This is a genomic window from Nocardia sp. SYP-A9097 (genome assembly GCF_009649815.1).
GTDB lineage: Bacteria > Actinomycetota > Actinomycetes > Mycobacteriales > Mycobacteriaceae > Nocardia.
Genome location: NZ_WJIC01000097.1, coordinates 1 through 710 on the forward strand (window position 1 = coordinate 1; position 710 = coordinate 710).

The window sequence follows — 710 nt, forward strand, 5'->3', positions numbered from 1 at the left end:
GCTGTCGCCGCCGAGGGCGAAGAACGAGTCGTCGAGACCGACCGTGTCGATACCCAGCACATCGGTGAACACTCGAGCGATCGTGTGTTCTATCAGTGTCTCGGGCGCTCGGAACACCTTGTCGTCGGTGAACACCGGATCCGGTAGTGCCTTGCGGTCCAGTTTGCCCATCGGTGTCAACGGGATGTGATCCAGCACCATGATCGAGGACGGCACCATATAGGACGGCAACCGGTCGGTGAGGTGCTGGTTCAAGATCGCGGTATCGATCGAATGCTCCGGCGCGGCAACAACATACGAAACCAGCGACTCGCCCCCGGAATCGCTGCGGTGCCCGATGGTGGTGGCGAAACCGACGCTCTCGTGGGCCGCGAGCGTCGCATCGATCTCACCGAGTTCGATACGAAGACCCCGAATTTTCACCTGGAAATCGGAACGACCCAGATGCTGAACCGCTCCGTCAGCCGTCCACCGAACCACATCCCCCGTACGGTACATCCGTTCACCGGGCATCCAAGGACACGCTACGAAACGCCCGGCAGTCAGACCCGCCCGGTGATGGTATCCACGAGCCAACAAAGAACCGGCGATATACAACTCACCCGCCACACCAACCGGCACAGGCTCCAACCGCTGATCCAACACCCATTCCGAAACACCACGAATCGGACCACCGATCGTCACCAAATCACCCACCGCCAACGCAGGGC

General features: G+C 60.7%; 1 pseudogene. It reads right to left on the reverse strand.

Features of this window, described 5'->3' with window-relative positions:
• A pseudogene (locus GFY24_RS40900) lies at positions 1-710 on the reverse strand (AMP-binding protein); the annotation flags it as partial.